The organism is Glycocaulis sp. (genome assembly GCF_050485565.1).
In the GTDB taxonomy this organism is placed as follows: Bacteria; Pseudomonadota; Alphaproteobacteria; order Caulobacterales; family Maricaulaceae; genus Glycocaulis.
The window spans coordinates 71,939-93,270 of record NZ_JBJHBQ010000010.1; the positions used below are offsets into that span (position 1 = coordinate 71,939).

The 21,332-nt window shown below is 62.6% G+C and carries 23 protein-coding genes and 1 tRNA gene; 12 read left to right on the plus strand and 12 right to left on the minus strand.

The features are described 5' to 3' along the window. Nucleotides 1–115 precede the first annotated feature (115 nt). The 5 genes from ACQ5ID_RS11870 (at nt 116) to ACQ5ID_RS11890 (ending at nt 5,291) form a co-directional block, all read left to right on the plus strand. On the plus strand, nt 116–2,722 hold the full coding sequence (locus ACQ5ID_RS11870) for a helicase-related protein (RefSeq protein WP_429912654.1): 2,607 nt from the start codon (nt 116–118) through the stop codon (nt 2,720–2,722). Beyond that, nucleotides 2,719–3,030, plus strand: coding sequence for a S4 domain-containing protein (locus tag ACQ5ID_RS11875; protein ID WP_371392936.1), 312 nt, complete (start codon nt 2,719–2,721; stop codon nt 3,028–3,030). Before ACQ5ID_RS11870 ends, ACQ5ID_RS11875 begins: the two co-directional genes overlap by 4 nt. Nucleotides 3,031–3,109: 79 nt before the next feature. Then, nucleotides 3,110–3,451 (plus strand): ferredoxin FdxA, encoded by a 342-nt coding sequence (gene fdxA / locus ACQ5ID_RS11880; protein WP_429912655.1) that lies wholly within the window; start codon nt 3,110–3,112, stop codon nt 3,449–3,451. A 238-nt stretch (nt 3,452–3,689) separates the two neighbouring features. Next, nucleotides 3,690–4,208 carry a CarD family transcriptional regulator gene (locus tag ACQ5ID_RS11885; protein WP_429912656.1) on the plus strand — a complete coding sequence of 173 codons (519 nt, stop codon included), beginning with the start codon at nt 3,690–3,692 and terminating at the stop codon, nt 4,206–4,208. 189 nt (nt 4,209–4,397) lie between these two features. Next, nucleotides 4,398–5,291 (plus strand): RNA polymerase factor sigma-32, encoded by an 894-nt coding sequence (locus ACQ5ID_RS11890; protein WP_429912657.1) that lies wholly within the window; start codon nt 4,398–4,400, stop codon nt 5,289–5,291. On the opposite strand, the gene ACQ5ID_RS11895 is transcribed toward ACQ5ID_RS11890, so the two are convergent. The 6 genes from ACQ5ID_RS11895 to ACQ5ID_RS11920 all read right to left on the minus strand — a co-directional run bounded on the left by ACQ5ID_RS11895 (nt 5,288) and on the right by ACQ5ID_RS11920 (nt 10,953). Beyond that, nucleotides 5,288–6,100: a thermonuclease family protein gene (locus ACQ5ID_RS11895; RefSeq protein WP_429912658.1), complete on the minus strand. Its 813-nt coding sequence runs from the start codon at nt 6,098–6,100 to the stop codon at nt 5,288–5,290. The two genes, ACQ5ID_RS11890 and ACQ5ID_RS11895, sit on opposite strands and share 4 nt — an antisense overlap. A 73-nt stretch (nt 6,101–6,173) precedes the next feature. After that, on the minus strand, nt 6,174–6,554 hold the full coding sequence (locus ACQ5ID_RS11900) for a hypothetical protein (protein ID WP_429912659.1): 381 nt from the start codon (nt 6,552–6,554) through the stop codon (nt 6,174–6,176). Beyond that, on the minus strand, nt 6,554–6,928 hold the full coding sequence (locus tag ACQ5ID_RS11905) for a heavy-metal-associated domain-containing protein (RefSeq protein WP_429912660.1): 375 nt from the start codon (nt 6,926–6,928) through the stop codon (nt 6,554–6,556). Before ACQ5ID_RS11905 ends, ACQ5ID_RS11900 begins: the two co-directional genes overlap by 1 nt. Before the next feature lie 33 nt (nt 6,929–6,961). Beyond that, entirely contained in the window at nt 6,962–7,606 is a 645-nt protein-coding gene (locus ACQ5ID_RS11910; RefSeq protein ID WP_429912661.1) for a hypothetical protein, read from the minus strand. A gap of 68 nt (nt 7,607–7,674) precedes the next feature. After that, nucleotides 7,675–8,034: a hypothetical protein gene (locus ACQ5ID_RS11915; RefSeq protein WP_429912662.1), complete on the minus strand. Its 360-nt coding sequence runs from the start codon at nt 8,032–8,034 to the stop codon at nt 7,675–7,677. Nucleotides 8,035–8,166: 132 nt separating this feature from the next. After that, the gene (locus ACQ5ID_RS11920) at nt 8,167–10,953 is read right to left on the minus strand and encodes a TonB-dependent receptor (RefSeq protein WP_429912663.1); all 2,787 of its coding nucleotides are present in this window, start codon (nt 10,951–10,953) and stop codon (nt 8,167–8,169) included. Nucleotides 10,954–11,235: 282 nt separating this feature from the next. On the opposite strand from ACQ5ID_RS11920, the gene ACQ5ID_RS11925 reads away from it, so the two are divergent. The 5 genes from ACQ5ID_RS11925 (at nt 11,236) to ACQ5ID_RS11945 (ending at nt 15,125) form a co-directional block, all read left to right on the plus strand. Beyond that, the gene (locus ACQ5ID_RS11925) at nt 11,236–12,108 is read left to right on the plus strand and encodes a metallophosphoesterase family protein (RefSeq protein ID WP_429912664.1); all 873 of its coding nucleotides are present in this window, start codon (nt 11,236–11,238) and stop codon (nt 12,106–12,108) included. Nucleotides 12,109–12,198: 90 nt separating this feature from the next. Continuing rightward, nucleotides 12,199–12,275, plus strand: a tRNA-Arg gene (locus ACQ5ID_RS11930). A gap of 226 nt (nt 12,276–12,501) precedes the next feature. Then, nucleotides 12,502–13,716, plus strand: a complete 1,215-nt coding sequence (locus tag ACQ5ID_RS11935; protein WP_429912665.1) for a hypothetical protein — start codon at nt 12,502–12,504, stop codon at nt 13,714–13,716. Continuing rightward, nucleotides 13,706–14,542, plus strand: a complete 837-nt coding sequence (locus ACQ5ID_RS11940; RefSeq protein ID WP_429912666.1) for a hypothetical protein — start codon at nt 13,706–13,708, stop codon at nt 14,540–14,542. Before ACQ5ID_RS11935 ends, ACQ5ID_RS11940 begins: the two co-directional genes overlap by 11 nt. Before the next feature lie 109 nt (nt 14,543–14,651). Then, complete coding sequence (locus ACQ5ID_RS11945) at nt 14,652–15,125, plus strand: response regulator (protein WP_429912667.1); 474 nt, start codon at nt 14,652–14,654, stop codon at nt 15,123–15,125. Between the two features lie 6 nt (nt 15,126–15,131). Here the strand turns inward: ACQ5ID_RS11945 and ACQ5ID_RS11950 are convergent, their stop codons facing one another. Beyond that, nucleotides 15,132–15,686, minus strand: a complete 555-nt coding sequence (locus ACQ5ID_RS11950; protein ID WP_429912668.1) for a GAF domain-containing protein — start codon at nt 15,684–15,686, stop codon at nt 15,132–15,134. A gap of 166 nt (nt 15,687–15,852) precedes the next feature. Here ACQ5ID_RS11950 and ACQ5ID_RS11955 point away from each other — a divergent pair, with 166 nt between their 5' ends. Continuing rightward, complete coding sequence (locus ACQ5ID_RS11955; protein ID WP_429912669.1) at nt 15,853–16,644, plus strand: SDR family oxidoreductase; 792 nt, start codon at nt 15,853–15,855, stop codon at nt 16,642–16,644. Here ACQ5ID_RS11955 and ACQ5ID_RS11960 read toward each other — a convergent pair whose 3' ends face one another. Beyond that, on the minus strand, nt 16,645–17,331 hold the full coding sequence (locus ACQ5ID_RS11960) for a response regulator transcription factor (RefSeq protein ID WP_429912670.1): 687 nt from the start codon (nt 17,329–17,331) through the stop codon (nt 16,645–16,647). A gap of 121 nt (nt 17,332–17,452) precedes the next feature. Between ACQ5ID_RS11960 and ACQ5ID_RS11965 the strand changes: the two genes are divergently transcribed. Next, on the plus strand, nt 17,453–17,962 hold the full coding sequence (locus ACQ5ID_RS11965) for a L,D-transpeptidase family protein (protein ID WP_429912671.1): 510 nt from the start codon (nt 17,453–17,455) through the stop codon (nt 17,960–17,962). Here ACQ5ID_RS11965 and hslU read toward each other — a convergent pair. From hslU to ACQ5ID_RS11985, 4 genes are all read right to left on the minus strand, one after another. Next, on the minus strand, nt 17,959–19,260 hold the full coding sequence (gene hslU / locus ACQ5ID_RS11970) for an ATP-dependent protease ATPase subunit HslU (protein ID WP_429912672.1): 1,302 nt from the start codon (nt 19,258–19,260) through the stop codon (nt 17,959–17,961). The two genes, ACQ5ID_RS11965 and hslU, sit on opposite strands and share 4 nt — an antisense overlap. Before the next feature lie 88 nt (nt 19,261–19,348). Beyond that, complete coding sequence (gene queG / locus ACQ5ID_RS11975) at nt 19,349–20,467, minus strand: tRNA epoxyqueuosine(34) reductase QueG (RefSeq protein WP_429912675.1); 1,119 nt, start codon at nt 20,465–20,467, stop codon at nt 19,349–19,351. Next, on the minus strand, nt 20,467–21,030 hold the full coding sequence (locus ACQ5ID_RS11980) for a Smr/MutS family protein (protein WP_429912673.1): 564 nt from the start codon (nt 21,028–21,030) through the stop codon (nt 20,467–20,469). Before ACQ5ID_RS11980 ends, queG begins: the two co-directional genes overlap by 1 nt. Nucleotides 21,031–21,036: 6 nt before the next feature. Next, a partial coding sequence (locus ACQ5ID_RS11985; RefSeq protein ID WP_429912674.1) for a 3D domain-containing protein occupies nt 21,037–21,332 on the minus strand: 296 nt, incomplete at its 5' end.

Below are 21,332 nucleotides of genomic sequence, written 5' to 3' on the forward strand. Positions count from 1 at the left end.
GATCTCCCTTGATGAACGCATATTAGCATCAAATGATGCCAAAACCCATGCCTGCCATCGCCTCTTAAACCGGCCCGCGCTACGCCCTATCTTCGCAACAGAAAGCGAGGCGGTCATGCGCACGCAAGGCGAGATCACGGCGGTTCTGGGCCCCACCAATACCGGCAAGACCCATCTTGCCCTGACGCGCATGCTGGGACGGTCCTCCGGCGTGATGGGCTTGCCCCTGCGCCTGCTGGCCCGCGAGCTTTACGACCGCGTGGTCAAGGCCAAGGGACCGGGCGCAGCGGCGCTTATCACCGGCGAGGAAAAGATCGTGCCCAAAAGCGCGCGCTATTTCCTGTGCACGGTAGAGGCCATGCCGCTCGATCTGCGCCCCGCCTTTCTGGCCATTGACGAGATCCAGCTGGCGGCCGACCCCGACCGCGGCCATGTCTTCACAGACCGGCTTCTGCACGCGCGCGGGAGCGAGGAGACCATGCTGCTGGGTGCCTCGACCATGGCGCCCATGCTCTCCCGGCTGGTACCCGATGCGCACAAAGTGGAGCGTGAGCGCTTCTCCACCCTCACCTATTCGGGGCCGAAAAAGATCGGCAAGCTGCCGCGCCGCTCGGCCATCGTCGCCTTCTCTGCAGAAGATGTGTACGCCATTGCCGAGCTGATACGCCGCCAGCGCGGCGGGGCAGCCGTGGTGATGGGCGCGCTCTCCCCGCGCACCCGCAACGCACAGGTAGAGCTCTACCAGTCCGGCGAGGTGGACTATCTCATCGCCACTGACGCCATTGGCATGGGGCTCAACATGGATGTGGACCATGTCGCCTTTGCCGCCTTCTCCAAATTCGATGGCCATCGCCGCCGCCGCTTGCGCCCCGACGAGATAGGCCAGATTGCAGGACGCGCAGGCCGCTTCCGCTCTGATGGCACATTTGGCGAGACGGGCGATGCGCGGGCGCTGGACGCCGAAACGATTGCGGCGGTGGAGAACCATGAATTTGCACCCGTCTCAAAGCTGACCTGGCGCAATAGCGCGCTGGATTTTTCTTCCCTGGAAGCCTTGCGTAACTCGCTGGCAAGACCCTGCCCGGCCAAGGGGCTGGAGCGGGTACGCGGCGCGCTGGACGAGCAGGTGCTCGAAACCCTGAGCGCGGACGCCGAAGTGCGCGGCTGGACGCGCGCGCCCGGCGGTCTGGAAACCCTGTGGGATGTCTGCCGCATCCCCGATTTCCGCAAAACCACCACCGATGAGCACGCACGCCTGTCGCGCCAGATATATGCCTATCTGATGAGCCGGGAAGGCGTGCTGCCCGATGCCTGGCTGGAAGGCCAGCTGGCGCGCGTATCCGGTACGGCAGGCGATGTCGCGGTCCTCTCCCAGCGCCTGGCTCATGTGCGCACCTGGACCTATGCGGCCAACCGCCCCGGCTGGACCAGAGACCCTGCCCACTGGCAGGCCCGCACCCGCGAGGTGGAGGACGCGCTCTCCGACGCGCTGCACGAAGCCCTGATGACCCGCTTCATCGACCGGCGCACCTCGGCGCTGGTCAAGGGCCTGCGCGAGAAGGCCGATCTGGCCGCAGGCGTGGACCATCGCGGCGAAGTAACCGTGGAGGGTCATTTTGTCGGCCGTCTCAAGGGTTTGCGCTTTTCAGCAGACCATGCGGGCGGGCCGCTGGCCCAGCGCGCGGTCACCGGCGCAGCCCTCAAAGCCGTTCGCCCGGAGATCAATCGCCGCCTCGGCGCGCTCGCCCGGGCAGACGCCGCCGATCTGGAGCTGGATAGCGATGGCTATCTGGTCTGGCAGGGCGAGCGGACGGGAAAGCTGGCACGATCGGCAGACCGGCTGAACCCGGATGTGGTGCTGGTCGGCGGGGAGCTGGGCGCTCCTGAAGCGGTCTCACGCGCCGCACAGCACCTGCAGCGCCACGTCGCCGGGGAAATATCACGCTATCTGGGCCCGCTATTGAGGCTGAAGGATCATGGCGGCACCGGCGCCGGGCTGGACGGTCTGGCACGCGGCATCGCCTGGCGGCTGGTGGAAGCGGGCGGGGCCACGCCGCGCCGCCAGCTCGCCGCCGATATCGCGCAGCTTTCCGCCCATGAACGCCGGCAATTGCGCAGCGCCGGTGTGCGCATTGGTGAGCATGGCGTGTTCCTGCCCGCATTGTTAAAGCCGCGCGCGGCCAGCCTGAATGCGCTGTTGTGCGCGGTCCATTCCTGCGATGCAGACCAGCGCTTCCGGCCCCAGCCCGGACGCGTCTGCCTGCCCGCCCCGCCAGAGCGGAGCGAAACGGAGATCGCAGCGGCGGGTTATCTCGTCTGCGGTTCGCTCGCCGTGCGCGTCGATATGCTCGAACGCCTCGCCGACGCCATTCGTGATGCCAGAAAATCCCATCCGCGCAGCTGGTTCGCACTGGACGATACGATGATGGCGCTGCTCGGCCTGCCCATGTCCGGGCTAGAAGAAATTGTACGCGCGCTTGGCTATACCCGTGTCAGTAAAGCGGCAGAGACCGCCCCCGATATGTGGGCGGCCAGCCGCAAGGCACGGCGCAGCCCGCCTGAAAGAGCACGCCCGCCTGCACCAGTAGACAGCGCCAGCCCATTTGCCCGGCTGGCCGAGCTGAGCCTGACGCCCGCGGCGGCCCGCCCGCGTCCGCGCGCATCGCACAAATCGCGCCGCAAACGCGCAAACACATCCGGCAAGGGAGCCAGACCCGCATGACAGGGCCAGCCTCCGGTGATGAAGCGCCAGAGCGTATCCGCATTGATGTCTGGCTGTTTCGCGCCCGCTTCCTCAAATCACGCGCACTGGCCGCCGATCTCGTCAATCGCGGCCATGTCCGGCTGGAGCGGGGCGGCCAGATCGTCAAAATCGCCAAGGCCGCCCACCTCATCCAGCCCGGCGACATCCTCACCTTGCCGCTCAGACCGGCCCCTGCCCGCATCGAAATCTGTGCCACCGGCCACAGGCGCGGCCCGCCGGCAGAGGCACGCACGCTCTATCGCGCGCTGGATATCGCAGGGCCGTGATTGACAAAACGGATCGCGGGTTCCATGTCCGGATCGCTGCCTGCCCGCCACCCGCGCCACCCGGAAACGCTACGCCGCCATGACCTATATCGTCACCGATGCCTGCATACGCTGCAAGTTCACCGATTGCGTGGAAGTCTGTCCGGTGGACTGCTTTTATGAAGGCGAGAACATGCTCGTCATTCATCCCGACGAGTGCATTGATTGCGGCGTGTGCGAGCCGGAATGTCCTGTAGAGGCCATCAAGCCGGATACTGAAGATGAGGCCGACGGCAAGTGGCTGGCGCTGAATTCAAGATACGCCACTGAATGGCCCAACATTACAGTGCGCAAAGACGCACCCGCAGATGCCGCTGAATTTGAGACCGTCACCGGAAAGCTGGACAAGTACTTTTCGGCCAAGCCGGGCTCCGGCGATTAACCTTGCCTTTACTATTATGGCCAACAGGTTAAACATTCGCAAACGCAGCAATTGAATTTCTGTCACGATTGTGGTAGCTTGTGCGTCTTCGATAACCGCGCCTTAAGCGGACCCCTCAGGGAATTTGCGTTGATCTGATCTATTGTCTTTATCACCACTTCCCCGGTTTTCACCGGCGGGAGTGCTGTTGACAATTATCAGCCCTGAAGGTCCGTGCGCGCTGGCCAAGAGAGTGTCGATGACCAAGAAAACCGCCAATGACAACAAGACCTTCAAAAAAGGTGATTACATCGTCTATCCGGCCCACGGCGTAGGCCGCGTGACCGGGGTGGAAAAGGAAACCGTGGCAGGCTTCGATATCGAGGTTTATGTCGTTTCCTTCGAGCAGGACAAGATGACACTGCGGGTGCCGACGGCGAAAGCCATCGCTTCGGGCATGCGCCCGCTGGCCAATGACAAGGTGCTGGCCGATGCCCTGAAAACCCTGCGCGGCAAGGCGCGTGTAAAGCGCACCATGTGGAGCCGCCGGGCCCAGGAATACGAAGCCAAGATCAATTCCGGCGACCTGATCTCCATCGCCGAGGTCGTGCGCGACCTGCACCGGCATGAAGACCAGCCCGAGCCGTCCTATTCCGAGCGCCAGCTTTATGAGTCTGCGCTGGACCGGATGGTGCGGGAAGTGGCTGCCGTGGAGAAGGTCGATCGCGACAAGGCGCTCGAAATCCTCTCCACCTCCCTGCAGAAAAAAGCCGCTTAAGACACCGGGTTTCTCCCGATTGTCATGAATCGCCCCGCCCTTACCGGCGGGGCGTTTTCATTTGGCCAGGCCGCAAGGGCTGAGGTGTCTGCATCCAGCTGCATGGAAATGATAGCGGATGTGATCCGGTGAACGGTGTTCACCGTAAAATCTGACGAAATCGATGCCACCCTTGCCGGAGTTGCGTCCATGTCCAGCCAGCCTTCCGCCCGCCGCACTGCTGATCCCGACCGCCAGTTTTTAAAAGCGGCCATGACCGTGCCGCTGCTGGAACGCGAGGAAGAGCTGGCCCTTGCCACTGCCTGGCGCGAGGACGGCAACGAACAGGCCCTGCACACGCTCACCACCGCCTATATGCGCCTTGTCATCGCTATGGCGGCGCGCTTTCGTCAGTACGGCCTGCCCTTCGCTGACCTGGTACAGGAGGGCAATATCGGCCTGATGCAGGCCGCCGCCCGGTTCGAGCCGGAGCGGGGCTTGCGCTTTTCCACCTATGCGAGCTGGTGGATACGCTCCTCGATCCAGGACTACGTCCTGCGCAACTGGTCCATCGTGCGCACCGGCACCACGGCGGCGCAAAAATCGCTCTTCTTCAATCTGCGCCGCCTGCGCGCCCTCATCAGCGATGTCGGCGGCAGCGCCATGACGCCGGAAAACCGCGCCTATGTCGCCGAAGCGTTGAAGGTTGGCGAGGATGATGTGGACGCCATGGCGGCCCGCCTGGCGGCGGTCGACCGGTCGCTGAACGCCCCCCTCGCAGAAGAGGGGGAGGGCGAATGGCAGGATTTGCTAGCTGATGACCGGCCCGACCCGGAATCAGCCGTGATGGAAAGCCGTGACACGGCTACCCGCCATCAATGGATCAGCGAGGCGATGAGCAGGCTGAGCGAGCGCGAGCGCCACATCATCACAAAGCGCCGCCTCATCGAGGACAGCGTCACGCTCGAACAGCTTGGCGGGGAGCTGGGGATTTCCAAGGAACGGGTCCGCCAGATCGAGCATCAGGCGCTGATGAAGATGAAAAAGTCTCTGATCGAGATTGCAGGCGACCCCGAAGAGGCCGGACTCATCCCGGCCCTCTAGCGTCCGGGAAGCCTTGCAGGTTCAGGGGCATCGACCAGTTCCAGCGCTTCAGGGTGATCGAGCGTTATCATCGGGCCGTTTTCCTCATACATCCAGCCGCGCACGCGCACGATAGCGCCCGCCAGCTCGCGCAGATCGACACCTGCCGCCTCAAAGCGCCGCTGGTGCCGGCGCATCACCTGAACGGTGAAATCGGTGCGCCAGTCCGTGCCGAAATTGAGATAGATGCGCCCATCGCGCGCCTGCCCGGTGGAGATCACCCGCCCCTCCACGATCTGCACGCTATCAAGCCAGGGCGCGAGCGCGTTGGGGTCAGTGGTGTGAACCAGAAGATCGCGCAAACCCCACGCGCCAAGACCGGCATTACGCGCCACTTCCTCCAGTTCCAGCAGCCGGGAGGTGTGCGCGGTGTTGTCGGCATAGCTATCGACAGCGGCCAGCCCCTCGGCGACAAGCGCCGCCTGCAGGGTGGAGCCATCACCGCGCGTAGCGGTCACCAGAAGCGCGCCATAACGATTGCGGCCGGGCCCGGCAGGGGTAAGCGCCAGATCACCGCCTGCCTCATCCAGCAGCGCCTGTAGCCGTGCCAGCGCGAGCTCTGCAGACGGCCCAGAGCGCGGCGCGCGTATACCGGCAAGGCGCACATCTGCCGCCTCGCCCTCGATCTCCAGTGTGAAACGATCCCCGCTCACGGCGCGGGCGCCTGACGGGTTTTCAGCCAGTGGAGGCGCGTCCGGTTCAGCCTCGAGCGGCGCACCGCAGGCAGCAAGGCAGAAAGCGGTGAGCGCCGCTGTGATTATCCTTCCCACCTTGCCTGTCCCCGTCCCGCTTCACCCCAGTCTGACAAGACATCAGAGCGGAGTGAAGCGCAAACGGGTGCCGCTAGAAGAAGAGCGCGGCAGCAAAGAAGGCGAAGAAGAAGCCGACCACCCATACGATAGCCGCGGCAATCAGCACGATCCCGCCCCAGCGGCGCATACGCGCGCAGGCTGCCGCCTGTTTCGGGTCTGCCGGACAGGGCGCATTGCGGGTGAACCAGCGCATGGCGAAGGCCCCCAGCAAGAGTGCGCCCGACAGGGCAAAGAGCGGCCCCTTCCAGGCGGTGAAGGCCACCAGGCCCGGCACATTGGCCACCAGCCCCGCCATCACCGCGCCCGCCCCGATGGTCACCAGAAGGGCCGGCAGGGCGCAGCAGATCAGCGTGGAGAGGCTGGCAAAGAGGGCAAGGGCCGGAGCCCCCGTCTCACGAAAGGCCAGCCGCATTACAACGCCTCCGGCCGGGTAATGCCATTGGCCTGATAGCCCGCGCGGCGGATCAGGTCGGTAATCGTGGCATCATCCATGTCCTGGCCCTCATGGACCACGAAGGTCAGCGTCTTGGCATCAAGATCAACCGTGGCTGCCGCCACTTCGGCGCGGCGTTCAAACGTGCGCGTCATGGCGAGGGCGCAGAAATCGCACACCGCACCCAGCACATCGACCACGACCAGCGAACCGCCTTCATCGAGGGCGCTTCTCATGGCGGGCGTGATCTGGCTTTCCGACAGGGCGGTTTCCTGAGCCAGCGCATGGGGCGCAGCGCTCAGCGCCGGAGTGACGGCAAGGGCGAAAGCAAGCGTGATTTGGCGAATAGACATGAGATGTCTCCTTTTTAATCGGGAATGGCCGCTTCAGAAGCGGTACTGGAACTGGAGGAAGGGTTTGTCGTCGGTGACCGACCAGCCGAACTCGGCCATGAGCGGTCCTTGAAAGAAGCGCACGAGCGGTGTCACACCGACCGGGTTTTCGGCCTGCGGGTTATGCTCCACCTGCACCATCAGCCAGGTGTGAAGCGCGCCGTAATTGGCCACATAGGGCGCAACACCGAGCCTTGCCGACTGCATGGCCATCTCGCCGACCGTCTCACCGGCAAAGCCTCTGGCCATGTAGGAGACAAACCAGCGGCGCGTCTCCCAGTCAGCCATCAGCCCCAGCGAACCGGCCGCACCGCTGCCTGCCGGGTTATCCTCCACGCCAGATGCAATACCGGCCGCGCCAAACAGGTAGAGATTGGCCTGATAGTCCTCGCCAAACCAGCGATTGGCGAGCCACGTGGCCTGCACACCGTGGAAGACATGATCATCCTCGCGGTGCCATTCACCGCGATAGCCGATCGAATAGCGGTGATGGGGCGTGTAGTGCGCCCAGATGGCGCTCATATCGCGGTCATGTTCCACGATGAGCGTTCTGCCGCCCTCATAGGATACCGGACGGGCATCTGCGATGCCGCTGGATGCAAGCGCGAGCAAGGCACCTGCAAAGATATATACTCTCAAGGGATTATCCTTCCCGTCTGATCAATTCCGGATAGGCGCAAGCTTGCTTGCGCCAGCTCATGGAAGGATCAGATCCGGGGAGGGGGCGGGTCGTGCGCAGGCGCGGACGAGAGGGCCGTCTTCACGGCGAACAGGCGCGGTGCGCCGTGCAGGGCCACGCCGTCAAGGAAAGCGGCTTCCACCGAGAGCCCTGACGCCAGCGCGCAATCAATACACGCCGCACCGCCCAGGCAGTCTTCATCACCATGCAGGGCAGGATGCTGGCTGCTATCGGACACAAGCGCCGGTTCGTGACAGGGCGGATGGGCTGCCGGAGCAGCGTGAGACGCCGTTTCGGCAGTCTCCACAACCGGCATGGCAAGCGCGCAATTGGCCGAGCCAGTAACGGCAAGGCCAAGCATGACAAAGCTGGCAAGAAGTGCGCGCATAGGGCCTTGATACCCGTTTGCCCCGTTTTGCGCCAGTCACAGACCGGTGAGGGGCCGGCAAAGACACCGGAAAAGAAAAAGGGCGCGAGGTTTCCCCCGCGCCCCTCATTTCAGGCATACAGGCTATATGGCCTAGAAGTTGAAGCGCAGGCCGCCGAACAGGGTGTAGCCGAACGCTTCGCGTTCGATTACGCGGCTGCGGTCACCCGCATAACGCACCCCTTCGGTGTTGGTGAGGTTCTTCGCTTCAAAGAACACACCCAGCTGGTCAGTCACGTCAAAGCTCGCCGAGAAGTCAAGCTGGCTGCGGCCTTCCCAGAAAATGTCGAGACGTGAGTCTTCCCCATCTACCGAGTCGATATAGTCAGATCGATCATTCCAGGACAGACGGGCGCTGAAACGCTCGGTTTCATAGAACACCGCGAGGTTCAGCGTGGTATCTGACTGACCTGGCAGGACGCGCGTGCGGCTGCCCGAAATCGCGGAAGCCAGCGTAATCTCGGCATCGGTGTAGGTGTAATTGGCGAACACACCGGTATTGGCCAGCAGGCCGGGCAGGTTCACGAACTGCTGCTGATAGGTCAGCTCCACACCACGGATATAGCCATCCGGCGCGTTTTCTGCGGTGGAAATACGGGCGGGAAGACCCTCATAGGTTCCGTCACGAACCAAGGTGAACTCATAGTTCTCCAGATCCTTGTAGAACACGTTGATGGCGGCCAGACCCAGCGGGGTGAAGTAGTATTCCAGACCTGCATCGAAGTTGTTCGACAGGGTCTCGCGCAGGTCCGGGTTACCCCGGCTTACGCCCACCGGCAGCGAGGTGCGATCACCCTCCTGAACCCGGGGCACTACGTCCTGATAGCGCGGGCGGCTGATGGCACGGGTCAGCGCAACACGACCGATCAGATTGTCGGAAAACTCGTGACGCACGGTCAGGTTCGGGAACCAGTTGGTATAGTCCCGGCTGATGCGGTTGATGCTGATATTGTCATTGTCATCGATGAACGGCGCTGAGCCCTCGAATTGCGTATGCTCAACCCGCAGGCCGGCCACGATACGGGTGGCACCGGCTTCTACCGTTGCCATGCCGTAAGCCGCGTAAATGCGCTCCTCGGCTTCATAATCTGCCGTAGTTGACTGCGGCACACGGCGGACCGCCGGCTGGGTAGATGTCGCTTCGATGGCGTTCCAGTAAGCGGTTACTGCGGCCGGATCGTATTTCTGACCGAGGAAGTAGTCAAAATTCTGCGACGGCTCATTGCCGAGGAAGGCCGAGATGGGCTGACCCGGATCAGCGATGCCGCGACGGTCACGATATTGCTCATTGTCATTGGTCACTTCCCGGCTGCGTACGGCAGCACCGGTGCGGAACTCTGTCGGATTGGTGAAGAGCGAACCGCTGAAGGCGTAGTTGATGCGTGCCGCGATCTCGTCCTGCTCGGTCGTCTGGCCACGGAACACGTTCTCGCGGAAGCCGTAACCTGAGAGGTCAAGGTGCTCATTGGTGGTGAAGAGTGACAGGGCCGGGCTGTCGGCATTGGAGAAGTCATAGCTCAGATTGGGTCGAATCGAGGACCGGAACAGGAACTGGGCCCGGCGCGGGTTGAACTGTTCGGAGCGCGAATAGGAGAGCGAATAATCCAGCTCTCCACCGCCAATAAGGTGCTCACCACCGATCTGGATCGTGGCGATCTCATTCTGCACGATGCGGTGGCGCAGCTCTTTCTCAATGCGTGAGCTGTTCCAGGTCGCATTGCCGTTTGTGGCCCCCGGCTGCAGCGAGCCGTCCGCGTATAGAACCAGCAGCGTGTTGCGGAACTCGTCGTCGCGGAAGCGCGAATAGCTGCCCGTCAGGAAGAAGCGGTTCGCGTCATCGGGGCGGAACTCCAGCGAACCGGTGAACGCTGTACGTTCGCGGATCGTGTCGTAATCCTTGAACTCCTGTTCATCGACGAGGAACACATCCTGGCCGCCGATATTCTCGATGATCCAGTTGGACTCGATATTGTCGACCTGACGGTCGGTGCGCGAATAGCTGGCCGAGAGCAGGGCGCCGAAACGGCCATCACCGAACGTGTTGGAGATCGTGCCGGAGGCGCGGCGGTCATTGCCATCGCCAAACTCGTTGTAGCTGAGGCCACCTTGACCGGAGATGCGCAGGCCCGGACGGTCGAACGGAGAACGCGTAACCAGATTGACCGAACCGGCGATGGAGTCAGCGTCCTGATTTGGCAGCAGGGTCTTGGACACTTCCAACGCGGCCACGATATCGGCCGGGATGGTATCGAGATCCACCGCGCGGGTGCCCGGATCAGGCGAGCCTACTGCGACGCCGTCCACCGAGATACCGGTGAAGTCACCCGGTGCGCCGCGCAGATTGATGAAGCGGCCTTCACCCTGGTCGCGCGCAACAGCAAAGCCCGGAACGCGCTGCAGCGCTTCGGCGATATTGGCATCGGGGAAGCGGCCGATGGAGTCAGCCGAGACGATATTGGTGGTCGCGCTATTGGTGCGCTGCTGGTTCAGGGCGCGCGCCGCAGAATCCAGAATCTGGCCGGTAATGATGATCCGGTCCACGCCCGGCGCGGTACCGGTGAGCGTGAAGGTGATCGTGTTGGCCTCGGTCGCGGAGATGTTCACGCCGCGTACACCGGGCGGCAGGCCCAGATAGTTGACTTCGAGCTGCGCTTCACCAGCAGGCACCGAAAGGAAGACGAACTCGCCACGGCGGTCAGTGGACGTGGTCAGACCCAGCTCCGGCACACTTACACGGGCGCCCGGAAGGCCATTGCCACGTTCATCAACCACGCGGCCGGTCAACTGGTGTTGGGCGAAGGCCTCTGCGCCGATGGCGCTGAAGCCAAGAGCGAGCACAAGGCCGGATACGCCCAGAAGGCGTTGATTACGGATCGTCATCGGTGAAGTCCCCCTGAAAAACAACCAAAGACCGGCTTGCGCGCACGCATCCGGTTCTTGCTCGTTAGACAGGAGACCGATGACAGCCCGGTCACGGACTGGTGAAGTCTTGGTGATGTTTTGGTGACAGGAAAATTACCGATAGGCGTAGGTTTGGTGACAGCGCAAAGTCCGGACACGCGACCGCTTTAAGCGGCCGGTTTCACCGCCTTGTCACAAAACCCGAGCAGTATGCAGTATAATGTCCGGTACAGTTCCATGACATCAGGGTTTGCAAACACCATGGCCAACAGATTTGTCGCTGGCGTTACTGCCACACTCCTCGCCTTCCTGCCGGTAACGGGCACAGCATTCGCCCAGGACGACGCTGCAGATAGCGTGAGCGTACGTTTCGCCGTGCTGGGCGACGCCGAGCCCAAGCCGTGCGCGCTGTTTCCCGGCGTGGAGGCTGCGGTGCGCGATGTGAACGCCCTGGCCGAAGCCGGCCGGATCGATTTCGTCCTCGGGGTAGGCGATCTGGCCCACAAGGGCACGGAAGTTCAGTACGAGAACGTCACACCGGCACTGCAATCACTGACCCGTCCTTTCTATCCGATCATGGGCAATGAGGAGCATGGCGACACGGTCGAGCGGTATCTGGAATTCGCCGGCCAGTGGAACCCGGAGGTCACCGAGGTAAGCTACACACTGGAGCGCGGCCCGCTCACGCTGGTTATGGCCTCACCTGATTTCAGCCGCCAGTTCAACGATGAGAGCATAGACTGGATGCTCGAACAGGTGCGCGGGGCAGCGCCCCGGCCGGTCTTCCTGGTGGTGCACGCCGCCCAGATGGGTGTTTATCCGGACAACCCGGACAAGGGCGTTGAAAATCCGCGTTTCCTCGAGATTGTTGCCGAGCCGAACCTCGCTGCCGTGATTTCCGGTGATCTGCATATGGACATGGATCGTGTCATCCATTCCCGGCAGATCGAGCATGTCCACTACCTTCATATTCCCGGTCTGGAACGCACGAAAATCCCCGACGAAACCAGCCACACGCCCATGTTCCGGGTCTTCACGGTGTTTGAAAGCGGAGAGGTTCAGGTCGATACATACGCGACCGGAAATCTGGAACCGCTGGAGCAGCACGCCTACCAATTCAACCTGCCGCAATAGCAGCTGAAGACCTTTCCAGCCTCATGTCCGCGGGCCGGCACAGCCCGCATGACAGCCGATCCGTAATTGGCTAATGTCCGGCGCGCACATGTCCCCGTAGCTCAGCAGGATAGAGCATCAGATTCCTAATCTGAGGGCCACAGGTTCGAATCCTGTCGGGGACACCAGTATTCCTGTGCTGCCTGCATCTGTCCGGCGTGTATTCGTGCTGCACCCACACCGCTTAGCATCCAAGCCTTGCCATTCGCATCATCAGCCCGCCGCTTCTGGTCAAACTTTCAGCGGTGGCCAGAAATCACTATCGTTTCACGCAGTACTAGTGCTACTAGCGGCACGTTGGGATGGGAGAGTGACGTGTGAACAAGGGGTGCCCTTATGGATAGGACTCACAAGATGAGAACCCAGGAGGAACAGCGCAACCTACCGATTCCTGATACTCGACCCGCATTGGTATATATCGAGTCCCAGCGGGACTACGCTGCTATCCTCGAGCAAATCTCTGCAGAGCCGGATATGGCGGCGGCCAGATTCTTCGTGCCTAACGCAGCGCACTGCGTAGCTTTCCTCGAGGCGGCGCGCGAAGCGGGCATTGAGATCGAGGATCGCTTACTCCACTACAACACAATCAGCCCGGAGCACGACGAAGCAATCTATACCTGCGCACTGGAAGCGGCGACCCTACTTTACAACCTGACGCTTAGCTGCTCGGGGATGATATACGGAGATCGCAACCGGTTTGTTTATCCCGATACGCGCTGGGCGTTTATTGCGGGTCTGGTTGACAGGTTTGCAGGACAGATGCGGCCAACGCTCGAGCTGGAGACACGGATCAGGTGTCTCGACCCCTCCTCAATCTATCTGTTCCCCAGCCCCGGCAGCGAAGCCTATACCAGCCTGGCTGCGGTACAGGCCAGCGCAGGGGGCCGTCCAGTGATCCTGAAAATGGATCATTTGCCGGAGAGTGTACGCCAACGCATTCGTCAGCGAGCTACCGTTCCCACGCGGTGCCGCCAATGGCCGGTATACGACCTGGCGTCGCTTGAACTCGCCAGGCGCGGAAACGTGCTTTTGATGGGCAACTTCAAGGACCGTCAATATCACTACGCCATGAAGCCCATCTTACCAATGCTTGCAAAGCGCCACGGCCTCGTGCTGGCAGAATATATCCCGGGAAGCCCGCCCGGCTGGCTCAACGACGCCGATATTGCACAGCTGAAACCAGCTTATCTCGGACGCATAACTAGCGAGACAGTTTTTCAGCTTACCGAAACCGACACATTGTTTGTCACCAGCGTAGTTCGGCGCTTCAGACACGCGCTGAGCATGACAACAGGGCTGGCAGCTCGTTGCGCTGGGCTCCTGGCGCTTTTTACGTCTCGTATATTGTTCCCGTTGCTGCTGCATGCGCGCGACACACGCACCTGCGCCCTGGCTGTACTGCGTAGCTGCTCGGCTGTAGTAGTCGTTCCTGGACGAACCTTGGAACCCAACGTGTTTGTTGGTTGCGCCCAGGCTCTGGGTATCCCGACCTTCGAGATTCAAAGCGGCACCAATTTCCCCGTCACGGCGCTTCATCAGGCCTCAGGCCGATCATATAATGGCGATTGACCCCTATTCACGTCATGTCTTTACCGACTTTCTGGGCAAGCCACCCAGCCAGGTAACCGTAACCGGTTCGCCCAAGCTGGACAGCGATCTCACGGGAGCGCGCGGCGTGAGCCGGGATGAGGCCCGCGCGCGGCTGCCCGATCTTGCAAAGCTGGGACAGGCTCCGATAGTCCTTCTGGCTTCACAGCCGCTGGGTCTGGACCGGTCTTCCGAGATAGCGGAAATCGCGATGGCGGCCTGCGCCGGCATCGACGGTCTGTGGCTGGCGATCAAGCCTCATCCGAACGAAACCGGTCTCTATCTGGAGCAATACCGCCGGATTGCCGCCCGGCTGGGGTTCCGGCGCCTGATCATTATGCCCGATGCACGCATCCATGACGCCGTAACGGCGTCAGACATGGTGGCGACCTATTTCTCGACGGTCGGGCTGGAAAGTTTCGCGCTGAGGCGTCCGGTGCTTTGTATAAATCCGTATGCCAGCTCCCCGCCCTATGACCTCGTGCAGACCGGTATTGCAAAGGAAGTCAAAGATGCGCAGTCGGCGCAGCGGGCAATGGCAGAATGCCTTCGCAACCCGCATGCATTACTGCAATCTGACCCGGAACTTGAAGCGATCCGCGACGGCCGCGCATCGGACCGGGTATCAGGGATGATACTCGCCGCAGCGCGTGATTACGGCTATCGCACCGACCCTTCCCAACCCAGCTTTTACGTCCGGGCGACAAGCGCCGCCGCCCATCGCGTCATCAGCACTGTTCTTGCGGCACGCGATCTGGCGCGCGCATTCTCGGACCGCAAACCCGGTGAAAGCCGCCAGCAGACATGAGGCGTCGTCACAATCGCCGTGAATGACAGCAAGGCCACAGATCACTCATGTCCCTTTGCGGCGGGCCAGACCGATTTCGCGCTGCAGCACGCAATTAAAGATTGCCCGCATGCCAGTTTCGCCCCTAGGCTCGGCTCAGAAGCTTGCAGGGCGGGCATCGGGCATGGGCGACATCACGCAACCAGCGCGCATACTTCTGGTCGAGGATGACGACACAGAGGCCGACCTGTTTGCCCGCATGCTGGTGCGCAAATCACCCCAATGCACGGTTGATCGGGCTGCCAGCGGTGGCGAGGCACTGGCAAGCCTGTCTGAAGGCCCGCTGCCCGACTGCATCGTCCTGGATCTGCGTTTGCCGGGCGAGGACGGGATCTGGATACTCGAGCGCCTTCTGGAATCGCCGCAATGGCGCACCATCCCGGTGATCGTGTTCTCCGGCGATGTCTCGCGCCTGGGTCCGGCTTCCAGCCAGTACCCCAATGTCGCCTCCAGCGTACGCAAGCCCCACAGTGTCGAGGAGTATGAAGCCACGCTGCTCATCGTGTGCGCCATAGTCGGTGCCACTGTGTCAGCTGCAGCCTGACACCCCTCAGGCCCGGCGCGGCAAGGCTTCGGGCGCCGGTAAATGGTCCTGGCCGTTCAGGCGCCGCCCCAGCTCCTTGAGCTCCAGCCGCGTGCGGTGCGCGTCAATCGCATGCATCACCGCATCGGCCAGATGGCCCAGCAGCCTGACCTGCTCAGACGTCAGATCGCGCGGTCTGGTATCGAGAATGCACAGCGAGCCCAGCGCATAGCCATCTTCCTCGATCAGCGGCGCCCCGGCATAAAAGCGCACATGAGGCGCGCCCGTGACCAGCGGGTTCTGGGCAAAGCGCGCATCACGCGTCACATCGGGGACGACCATCGGTTCAAACCCGCCGATCGTGTGACTGCAAAAAGAGACCGAGCGCGGCGTCTCACGCAAGCCCACGCCCAGCACGGACTTGAACCATTGCCGCTCGGCATCAACCAGCGACACCAGGGCGATAGGCACATCAAACGCCAGCGCCGCCGCCCGCGTCAGGCAATCAAATGCCGGATGTGGTGCGGTGTCGAGTATGGCGCAGGCGCGAAGCGCTGCGAGGCGCTGGAGTTCCAAAGACAATATAATACATCCACTGAATCTGTTCAGTGAGCAACACTATAGATAGAGCGTTGCACAACCGTAAAGGGTCCAGTCCAGCCCAATCACATCCATGTGACCCGCGATGATTGCCAACTGGCCCGCACTGTCTAGTCTTGCCTCAAACCGGGGTTAGGAGAGTGTGAACATGGATCTGAGCGGCAAGACCGCCATCGTCACGGGCGGGGCCAGTGGAATCGGACTGGCCGTAGCCAGAGCCTTGAACGCGAAAGGCGCCAAAATCGCCATTGCTGACCTCAACGCGGGCGCTGCAGCTGAGGCCGGCGCGGCGCTGGGCGGGTTTGGCGAGGCCGTCAATGTAGGCGATGAAGCGGCGCTGGTGCGTTTCATCAACAAGGTCGAGCGCACTCTCGGTCCGGTCGACATCTATATGTCCAATGCCGGCCTTGGCTTTACCGACGGTCCGGGCTGGGGCGCGGGCGATGCGCCCAACGCAGCCTGGGATCTGTGCTGGCAGGTCAATGTGATGGCCAGCGTGTTCGCCGCGCGCCATCTCGCCCGCAAGATCGCCGCCCGGAGCGGCCATTTCATCATCACCTCATCAGCAGCGGGGCTTCTCGCCCAGATCGGGGATGCGCCTTATTCGGCCACCAAGGCAGCGGCCGTATCCTTTGCCGAGTGCCTGGCCATCACCCACGGCGATGAGGGGCTGAACGTGCATTGTCTATGCCCGGAAGGGGTGAACACGCCGCTGGTGCAGGGCATTGAGGGCGGCGCACAGGGGCTTGGCGGATATCTGGAAGCCGACGAGGTTGCCGGCATTCTGCTCAAGGCGATGGAAGAGAAACACTTCCTCGTCATGACCCACACCAATACGCCCGGCTATGTCGCCAATAAGGGACAGGATCGCGACCGCTGGGTCGGTGGCATGCGCAAACTGCGCCGCATGCTGCTGGAAAAGCTTGGCCGCCCGATGTGATCAGGACTGCAGGCGGTAACCACCCGTATCGGTGACCAGGAGGCGCGCCCGGCCCGGATCAGGCTCGATCTTCTGGCGCAGCCGGTAGATATGGGTTTCCAGTGTGTGGGTATTGGCCTCGCGGTGATAGCCCCATACCCGGTCAAGCAGCTCCTCGCGGGCGACCGGCTTGCCGCCTGCCCGGTAGAGATATTTCAATATGCTGGTTTCCTTTTCGGTCAGGCGGATGCGCTTGCCGTCCTGATTGACCAGCTGCTTCATGCCGGGCGTGAAGACGTAAGGGCCGATATTCAGCACCGCGTCCTCTGACGCCTCATAACGCCTGAGCTGGGTGCGCACACGCTCCAGCAGGACCCGGAAGGCTATCGGCTTGGCCAGAAAATCGCTGGCCCCCGATTGCAGCCCCTTCACATGATCCTCATCAGCCGATTGCGCGGTCAGAAGGATGATCGGAACGCTCTCGCCTTCTTCGCGCAACACCGCGCAGGCATCGCGCCCGTCCATGTCCGGCAGGCCGACATCGAAAATGACGATATCGGGATTGTCACTGCGCACGCGCTCCATGCCCTGGCTGGCATTGACCGCTGTAATCACGGCAAACCCGTCCTCCAGGGCAAACTGTTCGGCCAGCGCCTCGCGCAGATCGGTGTCATCATCGATAATGAGAACGGTTTTTTCACCGGCCATGGCGGGCCAAGCCTCCCTGATAGGCGCACCACGCAAACATAGGGTGCGTTGCAGCCCCGCGCCAACTGCCTCTGGCTGCTTGCCAGCCGGGCAGGGCTGGCATCAGTCTGCCGGCATGAAAATGACCGCTCACAGCAATGGCGTCCTGCTGGCCGCCGGCCGCACATTTCGATGCGCGCTTGGGCGCTCCGGTGTTGTTCGCGCTGATGAGAAGCGCGAGGGGGATGGGGCGAGCCCGGCCGGAGTGTGGACCGTCCGGCGCGCGCTCTGGCGCGCAGACCGGCTGGAAAAGCCCCTAACCGCCCTGCCGCTGCAGATGATCGCCAGCGATGATGGCTGGTGTGATGCGCCCGGTGACCCTGCCTATAACCGGCCCGTGCGCATGCCCTGGCCAACGAGCCATGAAGTGATGACGCGCGAGGACGGGCTCTATGATGTCGTTGTGGTGCTCAGTCATAACGACAACCCGCCCGTGCCGGGGCTGGGTTCGGCTATTTTCCTGCATTGCGCCAGTGAGGACTACACGCCCACCGAGGGCTGTATCGCTATTGCCCGCGATGAGCTGGTGACGCTGCTTGAAGGCATGAGCACGGCCAGCACGCTGGAGATCAGTCCCGCCGTCTTGCCCTAGAGAATGAACTTCGACAGATCGGCATTGGCCGCCAGCGCCTTGACCCGCTCATGCACATAGGCGGCATCAATGACCAGCGTCTCGCCAGAACGGTCCGAGGCAGTATAGCTGATCTCCTCGACCAGCCGTTCCAGTATCGTATGCAGGCGGCGCGCGCCGATATTCTCAACGCTGGCATTCACCTCTGCCGCATAATCGGCAATCGCCTCGATAGCACTGTCATCAAGGCTCAGCTCAAACCCTTCGGTGGCCATCAAGGCGACATATTGCGTTACAAGGCTCGCCTCCGGCTCGGTCAGTATGGCGCGGAAATCCTCGCGGGTCAGCGCTTTGAGCTCGACACGGATCGGCAAACGTCCCTGCAGTTCGGGCAGAAGATCGCTGGGCTTAGTGACGTGGAACGCGCCCGAGGCAATGAAGAGCACATGGTCGGTCTTCACCGGGCCATACTTGGTGGCCACCGTTGCCCCCTCGATCAGGGGCAGAAGATCGCGCTGCACGCCTTCGCGTGACACATCAGCGCCGCGAGCTTCCGAGCGCGCGGCGATCTTGTCGATCTCGTCGAGGAAAACGATGCCTTCGTTTTCCGTCAGCCGCACCGCCTCGGCCTGAATCTGGCTGTCATCAAGCAGCCGGTCCGCCTCCTCATGCAGCAAAGGCTCGTAAGCCTCGCGTACCGTGGTACGGATCGTCTTGCGGCGGCGGCCCATCCCCTTGCCCAGCATATCGCCCAGATTGATCATGCCGACACCGCCCATACCTGGCAGGTCCAGACCCTGCAGCGGATTGGCATCATCCATCAGCTCGATCTCGATCTCCTTGTCGTCAAGTTCGCCTGCATGCAGCTTGCGCCGGAAGCTGTCGCGCGTCGTGGTGCTGGCACCCGGCCCGACCAGCGCGTCCAGCACACGCTTTTCAGCCGCTTCCTCCGCGCGCGGACGCACCTCGTCGCGGCGGCGCTCACGCACCAGCGAGATCGCAATCTCGACCAGATCACGCACGATGGAATCCACATCGCGCCCGACATAGCCAACTTCAGTGAATTTGGTGGCTTCCACCTTCAGGAAAGGCGCGCCTGCCAGCTTGGCCAGACGCCGTGAAATCTCGGTCTTGCCGACACCGGTGGGGCCGATCATCAGAATGTTTTTCGGCGTGATCTCCGCGCGCAGGTTTTCGTCCACGCGCTTCCTGCGCCAGCGATTGCGCAGCGCAATGGCCACTGCCTTCTTGGCGTCATGCTGGCCGATAATGTGGCGGTCCAGCTCGGAGACAATTTCGCGCGGCGACAAATCGGTCATATACAGCCCTTGAAAAACATTATGAGATCAGGCGACCGCGCTCATGTAGGCAATCGGAACCGTACGGGAAACCCTTGGACCAGAACCGCTAGCAGGGATCAGTGTTCCATTCGGCGCAGACATCGCTATCGGTCTCGGCGGCAATCCTTGACGTCCGTTCGGTGAGAAAGCGCGCTGCATCCAGCCGGGACAGCGCCCAGACCGCTGCGCCGCGCACCAAAGCGCTGTCATCATCCAGACGCGCCAACACCGCCTCCAGCGCATCCGGGCCGGTATCATTACCCAGCGCAATCAGCACATTGCGCACAAACCGGTCCCGCCCGATGCGCTTGACCGGCGAGGCGGTAAAGAGCGCGCGGAAACCGGCATCATCGAGGCGTGAAAGCTCGGCCAGAAGAGGCGCTTCCAGCTCGGCGCGGGCGTGAAAGGCGGTCTCTTCAGTGCGCGCGGCAAACTTATTCCACGGACACACGGCGAGGCAGTCATCACAGCCATAGATGCGGTTGCCCATGGCGGCGCGGAATTCGCGCGGTATGGGGCCTTTATGCTCGATGGTGTGGTAGGAGATGCAGCGGCGCGCATCGAGTTGATAGGGCGCAGGAAACGCGTCTGTGGGGCAGATATCGAGACAGGCCCGGCACGATCCGCAATGATCGGTCTCAGGTGCGTCGGGAACCAGCTCCGCCTCGGTCAGCATCACGCCGAGAAACAGCCAGCTGCCCCAGTCCCGGCTGACCAGATTGGTATGTTTGCCCTGCCAGCCCAGCCCGGAGCGCGCCGCCAGCGGCTTTTCCATCAGGGGCGCGGTGTCGACAAAAACCTTTACGCCCTCGCCCGTTTCGCCATGAAAGGCGCGCGCCATCTGTTTGAGGCGTTTTTTGAGAAGATCGTGATAATCCCGGTTGCGCGCATAGACCGAAATGACGGCCCGGTCGGTATGCGCAAGATCATCGAGCGGATCATGCTCCGGCCCGTAATTGAGACCCACCACGACCGCCGAGCGCGCTTCTGGCCACATCGCCGTCGGGTGAACCCGCCGCTCCAGCGTCTCTTCCATCCAGCCCATACTGCCATGATGACCAGCCTCGACAAACGCACGCAGCCGGTCCCCGGCCTCCCAGCGAACGTCCGCGCGGGCAATGCGCACCGCATCGAACCCGGCCTCGCGCGCCAGCGCGCGCACCCTGTCAGAAAGCTGGGCCTTCATCATGCCCGCAGCATGACATAGAAGGCCCCCGCCCCGCCATGACGGGCATGGGCGGACGCATAGCCGCTGACCAGAACGGCAAAGTCCGGCTCGGCGAGCCATAGAGGCAGGCTGCGGCGCAGTACACCCGGCAGGGAGGGCGCATCCGGCGTCCAGGGCTCAAACCGGCTTGTATCCTCTGCCCGCCCGGCGGCCCCCTTGCCGGTGATAACAAGGATGGTCTTGTGGCCCTTCATGGCCGCACGGGAGAGAAAAGCCAGAAGCATCTGGCGGGCATGGGCGGCCGTCTCGCCATGCAGATCAATGCGCGCATCAATCTCCACCCGCCCGCGGCGCACCTTGCGCTCGGCGCCACGCTCCACCGGCGCGCTTCTGGGCGCCGATCCGGCATTGAGCGCGGCAGGAGCAGCGCCGCTCCTGCCTCTAAGCAGGGCGGCAAACCCTTCCTCATTCACCGGCGGCTGAACGCGCATTCCACCGGCGGGCAGAGGCCGGGCCGTGCGCGACACCTTGCGCCAGAGGGCGCGTTCTTCCGGTGTCAGGGTGCGCTTCGGCCCGCTCATGGCCTGTCACGATGTCCGGCGCAGCCGGGCCGCCAGCGCGTTGGGGAGCAGCAAGTGCCAGCGCGCGAAACTGTTCTGACGCCCGGCTGTCTGCCCGGCCTCGTCGCCCCAGCCAAAGAAGAGATCGCCGCGCACCGGACCAGTTATGGCCCCGCCCGCATCCTGTGCGATGACAAGCCCGTTCCAGCGGCCCTGCCCCGACACTTCGCCATCGATGAATACCGGCACGCCCCAGGCATGGAAGGCCGGATCCACCGCCAGGCTCGCCATCGGGGTCAGCGGCACGCCCTGCGACCCCATCG